The organism is Salipiger sp. HF18 (assembly GCF_011806505.1).
Lineage (GTDB): Bacteria > Pseudomonadota > Alphaproteobacteria > Rhodobacterales > Rhodobacteraceae > Salipiger > Salipiger thiooxidans.
Genome location: NZ_JAATOS010000569.1, coordinates 1 through 2,410, shown reverse-complemented (window position 1 = coordinate 2,410; position 2,410 = coordinate 1). Strand labels below are relative to the sequence as shown.

Genomic DNA, 2,410 nt, shown 5'->3' with positions numbered 1-2,410 from the left:
CGAATGCCACACCCCGCGCGACGCGCTCGGCGGGCTCGACCGCTCGGCCTGGCTCACCGGCGCACCCAATCCCAACGGCCGCGGCACGATCCCCGGCCTGACGCCGGACAAGCTGAGCTGGGGCGCCGATGAGATCGCCTATTACCTCTCGTCCGGTTTCACCCCGGACTATGACAGCGTCGGCGGCCACATGGTCGAGGTGGTCGAGAACTTCGCCGCCCTCCCCGACGAGGACCGCGCCGCCGTCGCCGCCTACCTCAAGGCCCTGCCCGAAGGCGGGCGCCTCGACTGAGGCGCCCCACCTATCCGAGCCCGGACCCCCGTCGCCCCGCACCAAAAGGAAGCGCCGCCGCGGCACATCCGGCCACGCAGCCTCTTAACACCGCCCCTCCGATCCCCTATCTGCCACTCCATGACAGAGACATTGCATATCGTCGGCGGCGGCATGGCCGGATCGGAAGCCGCCTGGCAGGCCGCAGAGGCGGGCGTCCCCGTGGTGATCCACGAGATGCGCCCCAAGGTCGAGACCTTCGCCCACCGCACCGGCAACCTCGCCGAGATGGTGTGCTCGAACTCGTTCCGCTCGGATGACCACGAGCAGAACGCCGTGGGCCTCCTGCACTGGGAGATGCGCCACGCCGGAGGGCTGGTGATGCGCGAGGCCGCGGCCCACCGTCTGCCCGCGGGCGGCGCTCTGGCGGTGGACCGCGACCCGTTCTCGCAGTCGGTCACCGACGCGCTGCGCGCCCACCCCAACGTCAGCATTTCCGGCGAGGAGATCACCGCGCTTCCCGAGGACGGCCACTGGATCATCGCCACGGGCCCGTTGACCTCGGACGCTCTGGGGCGCGCCATCGCCGCCGAGACTGGGGCCGAGGCGCTGGCCTTCTTCGACGCCATCGCCCCCATCGTCTATGCCGAGAGCATCGACATGGACGTGGCATGGCTGCAGTCGCGCTACGACAAGGGCGAGACCGAGGAAGAGCGCAAGGCCTACATCAACTGTCCGATGACCAGGCCCGAGTACGAGGCCTTCATCGACGCGCTGCTCGCCGCCGACAAGGCCGAGTTCCACGAGGGCGAGACCGCGGGCTACTTCGACGGCTGCCTGCCGATCGAGGTCATGGCCGAGCGCGGCCGCGAGACCCTGCGCCACGGCCCGATGAAACCCATCGGCCTCACCAACAGCCACAAGCCCGAGGAAAAGGCCTATGCGGTGGTGCAGCTTCGCCGCGACAACGCGCTGGGGACGCTCTACAACATCGTGGGCTTCCAGACGAAGATGAAATACGGCGCGCAGACCGAGGTGTTCCGGATGATCCCGGGGCTGCAGAACGCCTCCTTCGCGCGGCTGGGCGGCATCCACCGCAACACCTTCCTCAACTCTCCGACGCTGCTCGATAACCAGATGCGCCTGCGCTCGAAGCCGCACATCCGTTTCGCTGGCCAGATCACCGGGGTCGAGGGCTACGTGGAATCCTGCGCCATGGGCCTCGCCGCGGGTCGAATGGCCGCCGCAGAGATCCTCGGCCGCACCCTGCCGCCGATCCCGCAGGACACCGCCCACGGCGCGCTGATCCACCACATCACCGGTGGTGCCGAGGCCAGGACCTTCCAGCCGATGAACGTCAACTTCGGCCTGTTCCGCCCGGTGGACGGGCTCAAGGGCGGCCGCCGCGGCCGCAAGGACCGCTACAAGGCCTACACCGACCGCGCCAAGCAGGACTGGTCGGCATGGGTCGCATCCCAGGAGGTGCCCGCATGAATTACGTCCTCGCCCTGTTCCTGCCGCCGCTGTCGATCCTGTTCACCGGCCGCATCTTCCTGTCGATCTTCGTCTTCATCATCTGGGTGCCGGCGATCTTCTTCACCGGAGGCCTCACCCACCCGATGTTCATCCTGCTGGCATGGGTGCTGATCTACCAGTCCGGCGAGGAACGCCGCACCCGCCGCCTCGAACGGGCATGGCGCGACGAAGACTGAGGTGCGGACCCGCTTCGCGCCCTCGCCGACCGGCCCGCTGCACCTCGGCCACGCCTACTCGGCGCTGCTGAACCACGACAAAGCGCGGGCCGGGGGCGGCAGCTTCCTGCTGCGCATCGACGACCTCGACCAGAGCCGTTCGCGCCCCGAGTGGGAGGCGCAGCTCAAGGACGACCTGCACTGGCTTGGGCTCGACTGGCCCGAGCCCTGCCGGCGCGAATCCCAGCACCTCGCCGAGTATGACGCGGCCCTCGACCGGCTCTGGGCGATGGGGCTGCTCTACCCCTGCAGCTGCAGCCGCCGCGACATCCGCGAGGCGCTCTCGGCGCCGCAGGAAGGCGCGCCGCTCACGGGGCCCGACGGGCTGGTCTACCCTGGCACCTGCCGCCCCTTGGCCGCCGCCGAGGGGCCCCGCCCCCGCGACACC

Annotated in this window: 3 protein-coding genes and 1 pseudogene; all 4 read left to right on the top strand. The window is 69.7% G+C overall.

Features of this window, described 5'->3' with window-relative positions:
- Positions 1 to 292 (top strand): annotated as a pseudogene (locus tag HC022_RS24220) (cytochrome c); the annotation flags it as partial.
- Positions 293 to 412: 120 nt separating this feature from the next.
- Positions 413 to 1,765 (top strand): methylenetetrahydrofolate--tRNA-(uracil(54)-C(5))-methyltransferase (FADH(2)-oxidizing) TrmFO, encoded by a 1,353-nt coding sequence (gene trmFO, locus HC022_RS24215; RefSeq protein ID WP_167454098.1) that lies wholly within the window; start codon positions 413 to 415, stop codon positions 1,763 to 1,765.
- The gene (locus tag HC022_RS24210) at positions 1,762 to 1,983 is read left to right on the top strand and encodes a hypothetical protein (protein ID WP_008884148.1); all 222 of its coding nucleotides are present in this window, start codon (positions 1,762 to 1,764) and stop codon (positions 1,981 to 1,983) included. The genes trmFO and HC022_RS24210 overlap by 4 nt, the downstream gene beginning before the upstream one ends.
- A gap of 1 nt (position 1,984) precedes the next feature.
- The coding region (locus tag HC022_RS24205; RefSeq protein WP_368484729.1) for a glutamate--tRNA ligase family protein at positions 1,985 to 2,410 on the top strand (426 nt) is incomplete at its 3' end.